This window comes from Burkholderia sp. E168m22 (genome assembly GCF_001319805.1).
Taxonomy (GTDB): domain Bacteria; phylum Pseudomonadota; class Gammaproteobacteria; order Burkholderiales; family Burkholderiaceae; genus Burkholderia; species Burkholderia orbicola.
On record NZ_BBSK01000106.1, the window covers coordinates 1 to 13,798 of the forward strand.

16 protein-coding genes are annotated in these 13,798 nt (G+C 67.5%); 10 read left to right on the forward strand and 6 right to left on the reverse strand.

What is annotated here, in order from left to right; genetic code table 11:
• Together AP428_RS23895 and AP428_RS23900 are read left to right on the forward strand one after the other, a co-directional pair.
• Positions 1 to 753 (forward strand): LysR substrate-binding domain-containing protein (locus AP428_RS23895; RefSeq protein WP_054928392.1); only part of this gene is annotated, 753 nt, incomplete at its 5' end.
• Between the two features lie 123 nt (positions 754 to 876).
• On the forward strand, positions 877 to 1,866 hold the full coding sequence (locus tag AP428_RS23900) for a zinc-dependent alcohol dehydrogenase family protein (RefSeq protein ID WP_011548353.1): 990 nt from the start codon (positions 877 to 879) through the stop codon (positions 1,864 to 1,866).
• Between the two features lie 45 nt (positions 1,867 to 1,911).
• On the opposite strand, the gene AP428_RS23905 is transcribed toward AP428_RS23900, so the two are convergent.
• On the reverse strand, positions 1,912 to 2,805 hold the full coding sequence (locus AP428_RS23905) for an SDR family oxidoreductase (protein WP_011548354.1): 894 nt from the start codon (positions 2,803 to 2,805) through the stop codon (positions 1,912 to 1,914).
• 95 nt (positions 2,806 to 2,900) lie between these two features.
• Between AP428_RS23905 and AP428_RS23910 the strand changes: the two genes are divergently transcribed.
• Positions 2,901 to 3,758: a helix-turn-helix transcriptional regulator gene (locus AP428_RS23910; RefSeq protein WP_011548355.1), complete on the forward strand. Its 858-nt coding sequence runs from the start codon at positions 2,901 to 2,903 to the stop codon at positions 3,756 to 3,758.
• Positions 3,759 to 3,926: 168 nt separating this feature from the next.
• On the opposite strand, the gene AP428_RS23915 is transcribed toward AP428_RS23910, so the two are convergent.
• Complete coding sequence (locus AP428_RS23915) at positions 3,927 to 4,310, reverse strand: hypothetical protein (protein ID WP_011548356.1); 384 nt, start codon at positions 4,308 to 4,310, stop codon at positions 3,927 to 3,929.
• A 67-nt stretch (positions 4,311 to 4,377) separates the two neighbouring features.
• On the opposite strand from AP428_RS23915, the gene AP428_RS23920 reads away from it, so the two are divergent.
• Both AP428_RS23920 and AP428_RS23925 read left to right on the forward strand, forming a co-directional pair.
• The gene (locus tag AP428_RS23920; RefSeq protein ID WP_226292279.1) at positions 4,378 to 5,109 is read left to right on the forward strand and encodes a GNAT family N-acetyltransferase; all 732 of its coding nucleotides are present in this window, start codon (positions 4,378 to 4,380) and stop codon (positions 5,107 to 5,109) included.
• A gap of 160 nt (positions 5,110 to 5,269) precedes the next feature.
• Positions 5,270 to 6,217, forward strand: a complete 948-nt coding sequence (locus AP428_RS23925; protein ID WP_011548358.1) for a GlxA family transcriptional regulator — start codon at positions 5,270 to 5,272, stop codon at positions 6,215 to 6,217.
• A 110-nt stretch (positions 6,218 to 6,327) separates the two neighbouring features.
• Here the strand turns inward: AP428_RS23925 and AP428_RS23930 are convergent, their stop codons facing one another.
• The 4 genes from AP428_RS23930 to AP428_RS23945 form a co-directional block, all read right to left on the reverse strand.
• Positions 6,328 to 6,801, reverse strand: coding sequence for an SgcJ/EcaC family oxidoreductase (locus tag AP428_RS23930; protein WP_011548359.1), 474 nt, complete (start codon positions 6,799 to 6,801; stop codon positions 6,328 to 6,330).
• 67 nt (positions 6,802 to 6,868) lie between these two features.
• Positions 6,869 to 7,723 (reverse strand): DJ-1/PfpI family protein, encoded by an 855-nt coding sequence (locus AP428_RS23935; RefSeq protein WP_011548360.1) that lies wholly within the window; start codon positions 7,721 to 7,723, stop codon positions 6,869 to 6,871.
• A gap of 152 nt (positions 7,724 to 7,875) precedes the next feature.
• Positions 7,876 to 8,622, reverse strand: a complete 747-nt coding sequence (locus AP428_RS23940; RefSeq protein ID WP_011548361.1) for an SDR family oxidoreductase — start codon at positions 8,620 to 8,622, stop codon at positions 7,876 to 7,878.
• A gap of 271 nt (positions 8,623 to 8,893) precedes the next feature.
• The gene (locus AP428_RS23945; protein WP_011548362.1) at positions 8,894 to 9,796 is read right to left on the reverse strand and encodes an IclR family transcriptional regulator; all 903 of its coding nucleotides are present in this window, start codon (positions 9,794 to 9,796) and stop codon (positions 8,894 to 8,896) included.
• A 294-nt stretch (positions 9,797 to 10,090) separates the two neighbouring features.
• On the opposite strand from AP428_RS23945, the gene AP428_RS23950 reads away from it, so the two are divergent.
• The 5 genes from AP428_RS23950 to AP428_RS23970 form a co-directional block, all read left to right on the forward strand.
• Complete coding sequence (locus AP428_RS23950; protein ID WP_011548363.1) at positions 10,091 to 11,173, forward strand: ABC transporter ATP-binding protein; 1,083 nt, start codon at positions 10,091 to 10,093, stop codon at positions 11,171 to 11,173.
• On the forward strand, positions 11,174 to 12,154 hold the full coding sequence (locus AP428_RS23955; protein WP_011548364.1) for an ABC transporter permease: 981 nt from the start codon (positions 11,174 to 11,176) through the stop codon (positions 12,152 to 12,154). It abuts the gene before it with no gap.
• The gene (locus tag AP428_RS23960) at positions 12,151 to 12,945 is read left to right on the forward strand and encodes an ABC transporter permease (protein WP_006479666.1); all 795 of its coding nucleotides are present in this window, start codon (positions 12,151 to 12,153) and stop codon (positions 12,943 to 12,945) included. Before AP428_RS23955 ends, AP428_RS23960 begins: the two co-directional genes overlap by 4 nt.
• Positions 12,945 to 13,292: a (2Fe-2S)-binding protein gene (locus AP428_RS23965; protein WP_011694657.1), complete on the forward strand. Its 348-nt coding sequence runs from the start codon at positions 12,945 to 12,947 to the stop codon at positions 13,290 to 13,292. Before AP428_RS23960 ends, AP428_RS23965 begins: the two co-directional genes overlap by 1 nt.
• Positions 13,289 to 13,798, forward strand: a 510-nt coding sequence (locus AP428_RS23970; protein WP_156349351.1) for an FAD/NAD(P)-binding oxidoreductase, incomplete at its 3' end; no start/stop codon positions are given. The genes AP428_RS23965 and AP428_RS23970, both read left to right, overlap by 4 nt.

Consider the following 13,798-nt stretch of genomic DNA (forward strand, 5'->3'; position numbering starts at 1 on the left):
CGCAGCACGCGCCGCGTCAGCGTGACGGCCGAAGGCGAGGCGTTTCATGCGCGCTGCGTGCAACTGCTCGCCGGCATCGACGATGCGTTCGCGTCGTTCCCCAAGCAGCGCGCGGTACCGAAAGGCCGGCTGCGGATCGACATTGCGCTCGCGCTCGCGAAGACGATCGTGATTCCGGCGCTGCCCGACTTCCAGCAGCGCTATCCGCAGATCGAACTCGTGCTCGGCGCGAGCGACCAGCCGGCCGACCTGATCGGCGAAGGCATCGACTGCGTGGTGCGGGTCGGGACGCTGAAGGATTCGAGCATGGTCGCGCGCACCGTCGGCGCGGTGTCGATGGCCACGTGCGCATCGCCCGCCTATATCGCGCGCCACGGTTTGCCGCGTACGCTCGACGATCTGCGGACGCATCGCGCGGTCAACTTCTTCACCGGCCGCAACCGCCGCGTGCTCGAATGGACGTTCCGCCCGCACGGCGAAACCATCGCGGTGAAGCTCGCGAGCAGCCTGCTCACCGACAACTCGGAAGCGCTGCTGTCCTGCGGGCTCGCGGGCCTCGGCATCGTGCACGCGTTGCGGCCCGCGCTGCAGCCGAGCATCGACTCGGGCCAGTTGATCGAGCTGCTGCCCGGCGTGCCGGCCGTGCCGAAGCCGGTGTCGGTGCTGTACCCGAACCGCGCGCATCTGCCCGACAAGGTGCGCACGTTCATCGACTGGCTGACCGAGCTGTTCGCACGGCGTTATCCGGCATAAAACAGGTTCGCATTGATTGTTATTCGTCAAATAACAATCAATGATCCTGCCGCGCGTTTATCCGGTGCGGATGCCCGCCTACGATGCTGCTTCATCGACACCCGTTCATCGAAGGAGCGCTCCATGACCCGCATCGTTCGTTTCCACCGCATCGGCGGCCCCGAAGTCCTGCAGATCGACACCGTCGACGTGCCCGCGCCGGGCCCCGACGACATCCAGCTGCGCGTGAAGGCGATCGGCGTCAATCGCGCGGAAGTCATGTTCCGCAGCGGCGAATACACGTTCATGCCACGCTTTCCGGCATCGCTCGGCTACGAGGCGTCGGGCGTGGTCGCGGCGGTCGGCCGCAACGTGACGACGTTCGCGGAAGGCGACGCGGTGAACGTCGTGCCGGCCTTCTCGTTCGCCGACTACGGGATGTACGGCGAAGTGGTGAACGTACCGGCGCGTGCGGTGGTCAAGCATCCGGACAGCCTGTCGTTCGAGGAGGCGGCCGCGACGTGGATGATGTTCGTGACGGCCTACGGCGCGCTGATCGAACTTGGCGGCCTCCAGCGCGGCGAGGCGGTGCTGATCGGCGCCGCGTCGAGCAGCGTCGGGCAGGCCGCGATCCAGGTGGCGAATCGGGTCGGCGCGGTGCCGATCGCGCTGACGCGCGGCGAAGCGAAGCGCCAGGCGCTGCTTGACGCGGGCGCGAAGCACGTGATCGTCGGCAGCCCCGCCGACCTGCCGCGGCAGGTGGCGGAACTCACGGGCGGCATCGGCGCGCGCCTCGTGTTCGATCCGGTGGGCGGCCCCGAGGCGGCGAACCTGCTGCGCGCGCTGGCCATCAACGGCACGTTCTTCCAGTACGGCGCGCTCGATACGCGCGACATCCCTGTGCCGCTGATGGACCTGCTCGCGCGCCACCTGACGCTGCGCGGCTACGAGCTGTTCGAGATCACCGGCGACGCGCAACGGCTCGAACGCGCGAAGCGCTTCATCGTCGACGGCCTCGCGGCCGGCGCGCTGAAGCCGCGGATCGATCGTACGTTCGCGTTCGACGACATCGCGGATGCGCACCGCTACATGGAAGCCGGTGCGCAGGTCGGGAAGATCGTCGTCACGGTGTGAGCGGTTGTCCGAGCCGCACCCATGGCGAGCGGCGCGCGCCGCTCGTCAGCTTTCGAAATACTGCGGCCGGTCGATGTCAGCCAGCAACCCCGGCTGCGTCGGCGCCCAGCCGAGCGATGCCCGCGTGCGCTCGCTGGTTGCGGGCGCATCCATCCCCGCAAATCTCGCGAACCAGCCGAAGTGCTCGCCGGCTTCCGACGCCGACTTCGCGACGACCGGCACGTTCAGCCGCCGCCCGATCACCTCGGCGATCTCGCGAAACGGCACGCCCGTATCGTCGACCGCGTGATAGCGCGCGCCGGCCGCGCCGCGCTCGATCGCTAGCCGATACACGCGCGCCGCGTCGAGCCGGTGCACGGCCGGCCAGCGGTTCGCACCGTCGCCGATGTACGCCGACACGCCCTTCTCCCTCGCGAACGCAATCAGGCGCGGCACGAACGCGTGATCGCCGTCGCCGTGCACGGACGGCGGCAGCCGGACGACCGACGCGTGCACGCCGCGCGCTTCGAGCGCGACCGCCGTCGCTTCGGACGCACGCGGATAATTTTCCGACACCGGCACGTGCGGATCGTCCTCCGTCGCCGCGCGGCCGGGCGCGACGAGCGCCAGGCCCGACGTGACGATCAGCGGCCGCGCCGAGCCCACGAGCGCCGCGCCGATCGTCTCGATCGCGCGGCGGTCGAGTTCGCAGTTCTGCGCGAAGCGCGAGAAGTCGTGATTGAATCCCGTGTGGATCACCGCATCGGCGGCTTCGGCGCCGCGCGTGAGGCTGTCGAGATCCTCGAGCGACCCGCGATGAACGTCGGCGCCCGCCGCGGCAACCGACGCCGCGGCCGCGTCGGACCGCGCCAGCCCGAGCACCGAGTGCCCGGCGGCCACGAGCTCGGCCACGACGGCCGAGCCGACGAATCCCGATGCTCCCGTAACAAAGACACGCATGTTCAGCACCTCCGGATGAAATGGAGGCTTACTATCTGTCGAGCGCCGCTCGCGGTGAAGTCGTGACGGTTTACTGGTAAACGAACTAACAGGATATGGCTGACGCCCCCGACAACCTGCTCGGCGCGTACCTGCGGGACCGCCGCGAAAAACTCGACCCGGCCGCGCTCGGTCTGCCGGCGACGCGCCGCCGCACGCCGGGCTTGCGGCGCGAGGAAGTCGCGCAGCGCGCGCACGTGAGCGTCGCGTGGTACACGTGGCTCGAACAGGGGCGCGGCGGCGCGCCGTCGGCCGACGTGCTCGACCGGCTCGCCCGCGCGCTGATGCTCAACGAGGCCGAACGCGAGCACCTGTTCCTGATCGGCGTCGGCCATCCGCCCGAGGTGCGCTATCACGCGCCGGCCGGCGTGACGCCGCGCCTGCAGCACGTACTCGATTCGCTCGACGCGAGCCCCGCGATCATCCGCACCGCGACGTGGGACGTCGCCGCGTGGAACGACGCGGCGGCCGCGACGCTGACCGACTATGCGACGCTGCCACCGGCCGCGCGCAACATCCTGCGGCTGATCTTCGTCGACGCGGGCGTGCGTTACGCGCAGCCGAACTGGGAGCGTGTCGCGCGATTCGCGGTCGGCGCGTTTCGTGCGGACGTCGCGCGCAGCGGCGCGACGCAGGCGGTGCAGGCGTTCGTCGACGAGATGCGCGCGACGAGCGCCGAATTCGACGCGATGTGGCGCGACCACGATATCCGTACGCACGACGAAGGTACGAAGGAGATCCGCCATCCGCAAGCCGGCCGGATCGCACTCGAATATTCGGCGTTCTCGGTCACCGGCAGCCCGGACCTGAGCCTCGTGATCTTCACGCCGGTGACGCCGGCCGATCGCGCGCGGATCCGGGAACTCGTCGCGGCCCGCGAACAGGCGCGCGCAACACAGGCGCCGGCTGCGTGACCTCACGCGGCTTTCCCGGGAACCTGATTCAGGACGACACGTATCAGCGGATCACGAGGCAGACCTCGTCGTTCGATATCCACCACTGACGAACGCGGGCGAAAAACGCAAAGGGGCGTCGCGCACGAATGCGCAACGCCCCTTTGTTCGTTCACGGAAAAGCGCCGGCTACGCGGCGCGCTGCAGCAGGTCCGTGGCGAACGACTTCGCATGCGCGACGGCTTCCTGCGCGTCGCCGAATACGCCGAGCTGATCCCAGTGCTCCTCGGCCGCGTAGGTGCCTTTCACGGCGAGCGCCCGCTGGACGCTCAACTGCGCCGCGTATCGGCCGTCGTCCAGCGGCCTGGCCGTCGCGACCACCTTGTGCGGTGGACTCGCCCGCTCGGGCTGAACCAGCTCGACAGGGCCGCTGAGCGTGCCGATGTTCATCAACTCGTTTCTGGTGTTGCAGTCCGGACAGTAGAAGCACCAGCCGGCGCCCTCCTGATGGTGCCTGACCTGCCCGCGAGCCAGCACGGCACGACATTCGACGTTTTCGCAGATGAACGGCATCGCAGTCTCCGGAGTTGTTTGACGGAAATCCTAGCATGTCCGACGGCGGTCAACCATCGGCATCCGCATGATTGCCGTACTGGCAGTTTCGGCTGGTTACGGAGGCCCGGTCAGGCAAGCGTCGGCGCCTTTCGCTGCACTGCAAAATCGGCGCTTTTTCCCGCATCGGGAAGCCGCCTGCACGACCGCGACGGTCGCCGGTAGGCCGGCGACGAAGCGACTGCTCGACATCACCCGGGATAAACTGTCAGGCCGATACCGAACCGAGAGAAGCGTCATGTTGATCCGCGTTGCGACCCTGGCCGATGCCGTCCCGCTTGCCAAATTGAAGCGCGATACGTTTCGCGAAACCTTTCTGCAGGACGGATTCGGCATCGACTACCCGCCGCACGATCTGGCCGAATACGAAGCCCGGACTTACTCGGTGGCAGCGATCACCGAACAGCTCGCCGACCCGCAACGCCGCACGTGGGTCACGGAAGGCGACGACGGCACGCTGGTCGGATATGCGCACGCGGGGCCGTGCAAGCTTCCGCATCCGGACGTGGCGGACGGCTCGGGCGAGATCCATCAGATCTGCCTTCGACGCGGCACGCAAGGTACCGGCGCCGGACGGGCATTGTTCGACGCCGCGCTCGAGTATCTCGCCGCGACGCGCCCCGGCCCGGTATGGCTGGGCGTGTGGTCAGGCAATGCGAAGGCCATCGCGTTCTACGAGAAGGCCGGCTTCAAGCGGGTCGGTACGTACGATTTCAAGGTCGGCGAATCGACCGATCTGGAGTTCATCTACCGTCGCTGAGCGTCGCTTTCCGTCGGCATCGCATCCGCGCGGCGCAAACGAATACAGTCGATCGAAGGCGGCGTAAACGACGTTTTTCCCTCGTTTCGAGTCAAACGACACAATTCGAGGGTTCCCGGTAAAATTCGCCATTCCGGGGTTCTCGATCAATTGCTTCGTCATGCATCGCATTGGATTTTTCGTTTGCCGCGGCTACGACGCGCTCGATCTGGGCGGCCCGTTGTCGGCCTTCAATCAGGTGGCCACGGCCGCCGGCCATACGCCCTACGATCTTCACGTCATCTCACCCACCGGCGGCCCGATTCCCGGCAATACCGGCCTTTCGATCGACACGAAGCCGGTCGGACGGCGCGCGTTCGACACCATCGTGTTCGTCGGCGGCGATATCGCGCCGATGCAGACTTCGGAAAACATCACCGCGGCCAGCAAGCTGGCCGCCAAGGCGTCGCGAGTGGCCAGCGTGTGTACGGGTGCATTTCTGCTCGCGGAAACCGGCTCGCTCGACGGTTTGAGAGCTGCGACGCACTGGCGATACGCCGCGCAGTTGCAGTCACGCTTCCCTCGCACGCGGGTCGACGGCGACAGTATCTATGTGGTCGATGGCCGCGTCTGGACATCGGCGGGCATCGCCTCCGGCATCGACCTGGCGCTCGGCATGATCGAACGGGACATGAGCGCGGAGATCGCGCGCGAGGTCTCCCGGCTGCTGGTCGTGCCGTATCGGCGACCCGGCGGGCAATCGCAATTCTCGGCGATGTCGCAGATGGAGCCGGAATCGGATCGCATCCGCATCGCACTGAATTTCGCCCGCGAACACCTGACCGAAGCGTTGCCGGTCGAACGGCTCGCCGATGCAGCGAGCTTGAGCGTGCGACAGTTCGGACGCGCATTTCGCCGGGAAACCGGTGAAACGCCGGCGAGGGCGGTCGAGCGCTTGCGCGTCGAAGCGGCGAGACTGCGCCTGCAGGGCGGCAGCGAACCGATCGAACAGATTGCGCTGGCAGTGGGATTCACCGATCCGGAGCGGATGCGCCGAGCCTTCATCAAGCTGCTCGGACACCCGCCGCAAGCGATTCGGCGCGAGAGCAGGTCGAACGCAGCACGCTGATCGAACGCCTGCCGATCAATGCGCTGCATGGTCGACGTCCCGCTAACGGCTGATAGGCGCGCGCGTAGCGTGACTACGCAACGCGCCCTTTCGCCGGACGTCGACGACCGTCAGTCCTTGACGGGTGGGTAAGCGTTCCACATGTCGCGATGCAGCTTCCACGTGCCGCCCTGCTTCAGGAAGACGAGCGTCTGCTTCGCGCGGATCTTGAGCTTTCCGTCACCGTCGCGAACCTCCACATCCGATACCTCCGTCACGACCCGGTCGTTACCGTAGAACTCGTCATTGCTGAACGAGACGGTGCCGGGCTTCGATCCGGCATACCCGCTGGTGAAGTACTCGGTGATCGCGCGGCGCCCGGTGACCTTGTCGCCGTCCGGCGGCAAGAGCGTGCCGTCGTCGGTATAGAGGCGGCCGATCGCGTCGTAGTCCCCTCGCGCAAAGGCATCCGCCCACCGTGCGTTTTCGGCCTTGATCGCCGCTTCGGGCAGGCGTTGCGCACCACCGGCGACAGCCGGCGCCGTGAATGCAAAAAAGGACACGCACGCTGCAAGCGCAGCCGTACAAAGATGAATCTGACGCATCGTATGATTTCCGAATCGGGTTTGAATTGAAGAGGCGGCGACCCTGTACGCGTCGCCGGCCAGCGTGTCAGCGGACGCCGGGAACGCGCGCGAGTCCCTTCGATGCGCCGGGCAGCTTCTTGTCGACCATCGCGACGAGTTCGGGTCGCGCCTCTCTCGGATGACCGGAGTGGAACGGCGGATCGGGATCGTATTCGACGACGAGCTGCGTGTATTCGGCGGCCTGCTGGCCGCGCAGCTTCGCCGCCACGCGCAGCGCGAAATCGATGCCCGCCGTCACCCCGCCGCCGCTCATGAAGCGGCCGTCGTCGTCTTCGACGAAGCGATCGGGAACCGGAATCGCGCCGTACTCGGCCAGCTTGTTGACGAACGCCCAATGGCAGGCGCTGCGCTTGCCATCGAGCACGCCCGTCGCGGCAAGCACGAGCGAGCCGTTGCACACCGACGTCACGTGTTTGGCGCTCTCCGCCAGACGCCGGATCTGCGCCTGATACGCCGGACGCATCGGCGCCGACAAATCGGACCCGCCAGGCACGAGGATCACGTCGGTCCGGTCGATATCGGCCAGCCGTTCGGTCTTCCCGTACACCACGCCGAATTCGAGCGTCACGTTGCCGCCGTCGAGGCTCGCGTAGCGAACGTTCGTATTCGGCAGCCGGTGGAAAATCTCGCTCGGGCCCGCGAAGTCGAGCAGTGTGCCGCCGTCGTAATTGACGATCAGGATGTTGAGCGGCTCGGTCGGCGCAAGCAGCGCTGGGCTGCCCGTCGGCGCCGGCGCAGGCGCAGCGTGCCCGAGCAACGCGCTGCCGCCCAGCACGGCGCCGAGGGTGGCGGCGCTGCCGAACTTCAGGACATCGCGGCGCGAACGGCCTGCCCGCGTGAGTTGCCCGCCCGGGGCATGATTGTCGCTACTGTCGGTCAAGATGATTGCTCCTTGCACTTCGGCCCATGGGCGAGCGCGACCACGCCGGGCCGGATCGAATAACCGCCACCGCGAACGGCGTGGCGGACGTCAAATCGGTATGGGGATGAGCCGGGATGACGTGCCGGACTCAGGAAGCGTGCAGCGCAGGCTCAGAGCTGCGACGCCCCGCCATCGACCACCAGCTCGGTGCCGACGACGAACGACGATTCGTCGCTGGCGAGATAGAGCGCCGCGTACGCGATGTCGTCGGCGTGGCCCATGCGGCCCACCGGAATCGCTTCGGCGAATTCGGCCTTGCGGTCGCGTACCCATTCGTCGGGCTTGCCCCACTTCGAAAGCAGCGGCGTATCGATCGCGCCGGGCGCGATCGCGTTGAAGCGGATTTTCCGGTCGAGAAATTCGTACGACCAGCTGCGGGCCAGCGAGCGCACGGCGGCCTTCGCCGCGGCGGTCAGCGAGATGCCGTGCTTGCCAGTCTGCGCGACGAACGAGGTATTGAGGATCACCGACGAACCTTCGCGCAAGTACGGCAGCGCCGCTTGAAGCGTGAACACCACGCCCTTGACGTTGACGTCCATGATGTCGTTGTACAGCGTGTCGTCGATGTCGTTGACGGCGGACGGAAACGCCCAGCCGGCATTGGCGAATACCACGTCGAGACCGCCGAACCTCTCGTTAACCTCGCCGGCAATCGCGCGCATGTCGTCGAGCGACCGCACATCGCCCTTGAGCACGACCGCATGCTCGCCGAGCTCCGCCTTCACGCGCTCGAATACGCGTTCGTCGCGCCCCGTCACCGCGACACGCGCGCCTTCTGAAATGAACAGCTTCGCGGTGGCCAGACCGATGCCGCTGGTGCCGCCCGTGATCAACGCCGATTTGTTCCTGAGTCGCATCTTCCGTTCCTTTTCATGTGGTGAGTCACCAGGCCGGATACGCGACACGCGATGGTGGTTGCGTGCTTGTTCCGGCTCGATCGTTCACGTGAAGTATGGAGCGGCATGCAGATGACTCAAAGGTCGTATAACCCTCGAAAAACGTCATTCGATGTGCGCAGGCGGCACCGCTAAAAAACAAAAGCGCGCAGGTCCGCCGGACCCTGCGCGCCTCGATCGAACGTAAATGACTTGCGCAAGCAAGCCGATGAAACGGCAACGCGTAACGCGGCTAGATGGTTTTCCCCGATAACCCGTGCATCGGCCGCCGCAACGCGGCGTCGAACGGATTCGTGCGTGGGCCGATCGCGTCGGCCTGGCGCCGCAGCAGTTCGACTACCATCGGCATCCGGTCGTCGCCGAGCCGCGACGCGAGCGTGCCGACGCTCAGCGCGCCGACCGGATAACCGGTGCGATCGAGGATCGGCACCGCGACGCCGGCCATCCCGTCGAGCACGCCGCTGTTGCGGCCCGCGTAGCCGAGTTGTCGCACGCGCTCGATCTCGGTGCGCAAATACACCTCGTCGAGCACGCCGTAACCGCGGATGCGCGGCACGTTGAAGCGGATCACCTCCTCGCGTTCGGCCTCGGGCAGGAACGCGAGGATCGCGAGGCTGCCCTGCCCGACGCCGAGCGCGATGCGGCCGCCGATGTCGCCGGTAAACGAGCGGATCGGGAACGGCCCTTCGCACAGGTCGAGACACACCGCGTCGAAGCCGCTCTTCACGAGCAGGAAGATGGTTTCGCCGAGGCTCGCGCACAGCCGCAGCAGCGCGGGTCGGCACAGCGTGCGCATGCTGCTCGGGTTGCCGGCCAGCGCGGCGAGCGCGAAGAAGTCGACGCTCAGCCGGTACAGCTTCGACTGCTCGTCCTGTTCGACCATCCCTTCGGCGATCAGCGATTGCAGGATCCGGTGCGCGGTGCCCTGCGTGAGGCCGACGGCCTTCGCGAGATGCGTGACGCGCACGCCGTCCTGCTGCATGCCGGCCAGCGCGCGCAGAATCGCGAACGCACGCTGCAGCATGCCGGTGCCGGGCGCGCCGGCCGCATCGGCCGAATCAGCCGGGACAGCGTCCTCGTCCGGGTGCGGCATGCGCGCAGCCGGCGACGTTCCGGGCAAATGGGGTTCCTGCATGCCGGCTCTCCTCGACGATTTCACTGAACGGAATACGGTAACCGCCATTGTCGTCCGGTCGAAAATCCGCAGGCATCCGGGTGTGCACGGGATTGACGCGCGCGTTTCGCGGGTCGCCCGCCCTTCATCCACCGGAACGATTCGCACGCGATTTTTCCGTTCGTTCCATTCAATGGAATTTTTCAGAAATTCATCCCGTTCAGCAGAATTCCAAATTGACGCGCCGAAATATGGCTGGCTAGAGTCCGCGTCATCGGCGCACCGGCCAGGCGGTGCGCGAACCCGGAGTTCCCCATGTCGTTTCTCACGCTTACGGATCTGACGAAAACCTTCGGCGAGCTCACCGCCGTCGCGGACGTCAACCTGTCGGTCGAACAAGGCGAATTCGTGTCGCTGCTCGGGCCGTCCGGCTGTGGCAAGACGACCACGCTGCAGATGATCGCCGGCTTCGTCGACGTCACGCACGGCCGCATCGCGCTCGACGGGCAGGACATCACGCACCTGAAGCCGAACCGCCGCGGGCTCGGCATCGTGTTCCAGAGCTATGCGCTGTTTCCGCACATGAGCGTCGCGGAGAACGTCGGCTTCGGCCTCGACATGCGCGGCGTCGACAAGGCCGAGCGCGCGGAGCGCATCCGCGCGGCGCTGGCGCTCGTGCGGCTCGATGCGCTCGCGCACCGCTTTCCGCGCGAGCTGTCGGGCGGCCAACGGCAGCGCGTGGCGATAGCGCGCGCGGTGGTGATCGAGCCGCCGGTGCTGCTGCTCGACGAGCCGATGTCGAACCTCGACGCGAAGCTGCGCGAGGACATGCAGTTCGAGTTGCGCGCAATCCAGCGCAAGATCGGCACGACGACGATCATGGTCACGCACGATCAGTCGGAAGCGCTGTCGATCAGCGACCGCGTGGTCGTGATGGAAGCCGGCCGCATCACGCAGACCGATACGCCGTACCGCGCGTACGAACGCCCGGAGAATCATTTCGTGTCGCAGTTCATCGGCAAGGCGAACCTGCTGCCCGGCACGATCGTCGCGCACGACGGCGACGCGATCCGCATCGATCTCGGGCACGATCTCGCCGAGACCGGCCGCACGGCGCACCTGCCGCCACGCGAACGCGACATGCGCGTGGGCGATGCGGTGTCGGTCTGCATCCGCCCCGAGAAGCTCCGGCTGTGCGCGCCCGACGCCGGCCGTTTCGCCGCGACCGTCACGAGCCGCTTCTTCCTCGGCAGCCAGTGGCTGTACCGCGTCGACAGCGCGCTCGGCGAAGTGCTCGTGTGCTGCCAGAACGAAGGCACGGAGCCGCTCGCGGAAGGTGCGCCGGTCGGCATCGACTGGCACAGCGACGCCGTGCGCGTGATGCGCCGGGAGGCCTGAATGGGACAGCCTTCCCGCCCGCTCTCGACCGACGGCGCGCCAGCCGGGCTCGCGGCCTCCCCGGCCGCCGTCGACGCAATGTCGCCGCGCGCCGTCGGCGGCAACGCGCCGCGCGCGCGTTGGCGCGCGTACGCGCCGCTGTGGCTGATGTGCGCACCGGCCTTCGCGCTGTTCGCCGCGCTCGTGCTCGTGCCGCTCGCGATGACGTTCGTGCTGACGTTCTACCGCTTCGACCCGGCCACCGGCCCGATCGCCGCGTTCCAGTTCGGCAACTACGCGGAAGTGCTCGGCTCGTCGTACTTCCACACGATCTTCGCGCGCACGTTCGGCATCGCCGCGCTGACGACCGCGATCTGCGTCGCGATCGGCACGCCGGAAGCGTACGTGCTGTCGAAGATGCGCGACCCGTGGCGTTCGTTGTTCCTGCTCGCGATCCTCGCGCCGCTGCTCGTGTCGGTGGTCGTGCGCGCGTTCGGCTGGAGCATGCTGCTGAACACCAGCGGCCTCGTGAACCAGGCGCTCGCGCTCGTCGGCCTCGGGCCGTACAAGCTCGAATACACGACGTTCGCGATCGTGATCGCGCTGGTGCACGTGATGCTGCCGTTCATGGTGATTCCGGTGTGGACCGCGCTGCAGCGGCTCGATCCGCAGACGGAACACGCGGCGCTGTCGCTCGGCGCATCGCCGTTCACGACGCTGCGCCGCATCGTCGTGCCGCAACTGATGCCGGGCGTGCTGTCGGGCAGCCTGATGGTGTTCGGGCTGTCGGCGAGCGCGTTCGCGATTCCGGGCCTGCTCGGCGGACGGCGATTGAAGGTCGCGGCCACGGCCGTCTACGACGAATTCCTCGGCTCGCTGAACTGGCCGCTCGGCGCGACGATCGCCGTGCTGCTGCTCGCCGCGAACCTCGTCGTGATGCTCACTTACTACCGCGTGCTCGAACGCCGCTACGCGCGCAGCCTCGGAGGCGCATCGCGATGAGAAAGAACGGCCCCTTTGCGCTGGCCTTCCACACGCTCGTGATCCTGTTCGTGCTCGCGCCGCTCGCGATCGTCGTGCTGGTCGCGTTCACGCCCGACGAAACGCTGACGCTGCCGACCCATGGCGTATCGCTGCGCTGGTTCCGCGCGATCCTCGACTATCCGGACTTCGTCACCGCATTCGTCAACAGCGTGAAGCTCGCGTTCGCGTCGGCGACGCTGTCGCTCGCGATCGCGTTGCCGGCCGGCCTCGCGATCGGCCGCGCGACGTTCCCCGGCCGCGCATTCCTGAACGGGCTGCTGCTGTCGCCGCTCGTGATCCCCGGCCTCGTGCTCGGCATCGCGCTGCTGCGCTTCTTCGCGCTGATCGGCGCAACCGGCTCGTTCGCGTGGCTCGTGCTCGCGCACATGATCGTCATCACGCCGTTCGTGATGCGGCTCGTGCTCGCGTCCGTTGCCGGCCTCGACCGCAGCATCGAGCAGGCCGCGTGCTCGCTCGGCGCCGACCCGTGGACGACCTTCCGCCGCATCACGCTGCCGATGATCGTGCCGGGCATCACCGGCGGCTGGCTGCTCGCGTTCATCAACAGCTTCGACGAGCTGACGATGTCGATCTTCGTCACGTCGCCGCAGACGGTCACGCTGCCCGTGCGCATGTACATGTATGCGACCGAATCGATCGACCCGATGATGGCGTCGGTGTCGGCGCTCGTCATCTTCATCACCGCCGGCGCGATGCTGCTGCTCGATCGCGTGTACGGCCTGAACCGCATCCTGATCGGCCAACATTGATGACGACTCCCGTTTCCCGTTCCACCGACGTCGCGGACGACCGCGCGCAGTTCGTGCGCGTCGCCGAACGCGAACGCGCCGCCGTCGCGTTCACGCTCGACGGCCGCCCCGCGCACGCGCTTGCCGGCGACACCGTGCTCACCGCGATCCTCGTCGCGCAGCGTCGCGTGCGCGTCAGCGAATTCAGCGGTCAGCCGCGCGCGGGGTTCTGCCTGATCGGCGCCTGCCAGGACTGCTGGGTGCACACCGAAGCCGGCGCACGCATGCGCGCATGCTCGACGCCGATCGCCGAAGGCATGCGGATTCTCACGACCGCCCGGCCGGCCGCGACCGGAGACGCATCGTGAGCGCCGCACTGCAACCGGTGATCGTTGGCGCGGGGCCGGCCGGCGTGCGCGCGGCCGAGGCGCTGGTCGACGCCGGGCTGCGCCCGGTCGTGATCGACGAGAACGCGCGCTGGGGCGGACAGATCTATCGTCAACCGCCGGCCAACGCCGCGTTCGTGCGCGGCAAGCGCACGCTGTACGGCTTCGAGGCCGCGAAGGCCGACGCGGTGCACCGGACGATGGCCGCGCTGCTGCCGCACGTCGACTATCGGCCGAACACGCTTGCGTGGTCATGCGGCGCGAGCCGCGTCGACACGTTGCAGGACGGCCGCGAAGTGACGGTACCGTACTCGCACCTGATCGTCGCGAGCGGCGCGACCGACCGCATGCTGCCCGTGCCGGGCTGGACGCTCGCGGGCGTCTATACGCTCGGCGGCGCGCAGGTCGCGCTGAAGGCGCAGGGCTGCGCGATCGGCCGACGCATCGTGTTCGCGGGCACGGGGCCGCTGCTTTTACCTCGTCGCCTA

What these genes read in the sequence shown, in the direction of transcription:
- AP428_RS23900 (WP_011548353.1), top strand. Translation starts at nt 877, where the DNA reads ATGACCCGCATCGTTCGTTTCCACCGCATCGGCGGCCCCGAAGTCCTG.
- AP428_RS23905 (WP_011548354.1), bottom strand. Translation starts at nt 2,805, where the DNA reads ATGCGTGTCTTTGTTACGGGAGCATCGGGATTCGTCGGCTCGGCCGTC.
- AP428_RS23910 (WP_011548355.1), top strand. Translation starts at nt 2,901, where the DNA reads ATGGCTGACGCCCCCGACAACCTGCTCGGCGCGTACCTGCGGGACCGC.
- AP428_RS23915 (WP_011548356.1), bottom strand. Translation starts at nt 4,310, where the DNA reads ATGCCGTTCATCTGCGAAAACGTCGAATGTCGTGCCGTGCTGGCTCGC.
- AP428_RS23920 (WP_226292279.1), top strand. Translation starts at nt 4,378, where the DNA reads ATGATTGCCGTACTGGCAGTTTCGGCTGGTTACGGAGGCCCGGTCAGG.
- AP428_RS23925 (WP_011548358.1), top strand. Translation starts at nt 5,270, where the DNA reads ATGCATCGCATTGGATTTTTCGTTTGCCGCGGCTACGACGCGCTCGAT.
- AP428_RS23930 (WP_011548359.1), bottom strand. Translation starts at nt 6,801, where the DNA reads ATGCGTCAGATTCATCTTTGTACGGCTGCGCTTGCAGCGTGCGTGTCC.
- AP428_RS23940 (WP_011548361.1), bottom strand. Translation starts at nt 8,622, where the DNA reads ATGCGACTCAGGAACAAATCGGCGTTGATCACGGGCGGCACCAGCGGC.
- AP428_RS23945 (WP_011548362.1), bottom strand. Translation starts at nt 9,796, where the DNA reads ATGCAGGAACCCCATTTGCCCGGAACGTCGCCGGCTGCGCGCATGCCG.
- AP428_RS23950 (WP_011548363.1), top strand. Translation starts at nt 10,091, where the DNA reads ATGTCGTTTCTCACGCTTACGGATCTGACGAAAACCTTCGGCGAGCTC.
- AP428_RS23955 (WP_011548364.1), top strand. Translation starts at nt 11,174, where the DNA reads ATGGGACAGCCTTCCCGCCCGCTCTCGACCGACGGCGCGCCAGCCGGG.
- AP428_RS23960 (WP_006479666.1), top strand. Translation starts at nt 12,151, where the DNA reads ATGAGAAAGAACGGCCCCTTTGCGCTGGCCTTCCACACGCTCGTGATC.
- AP428_RS23965 (WP_011694657.1), top strand. Translation starts at nt 12,945, where the DNA reads ATGACGACTCCCGTTTCCCGTTCCACCGACGTCGCGGACGACCGCGCG.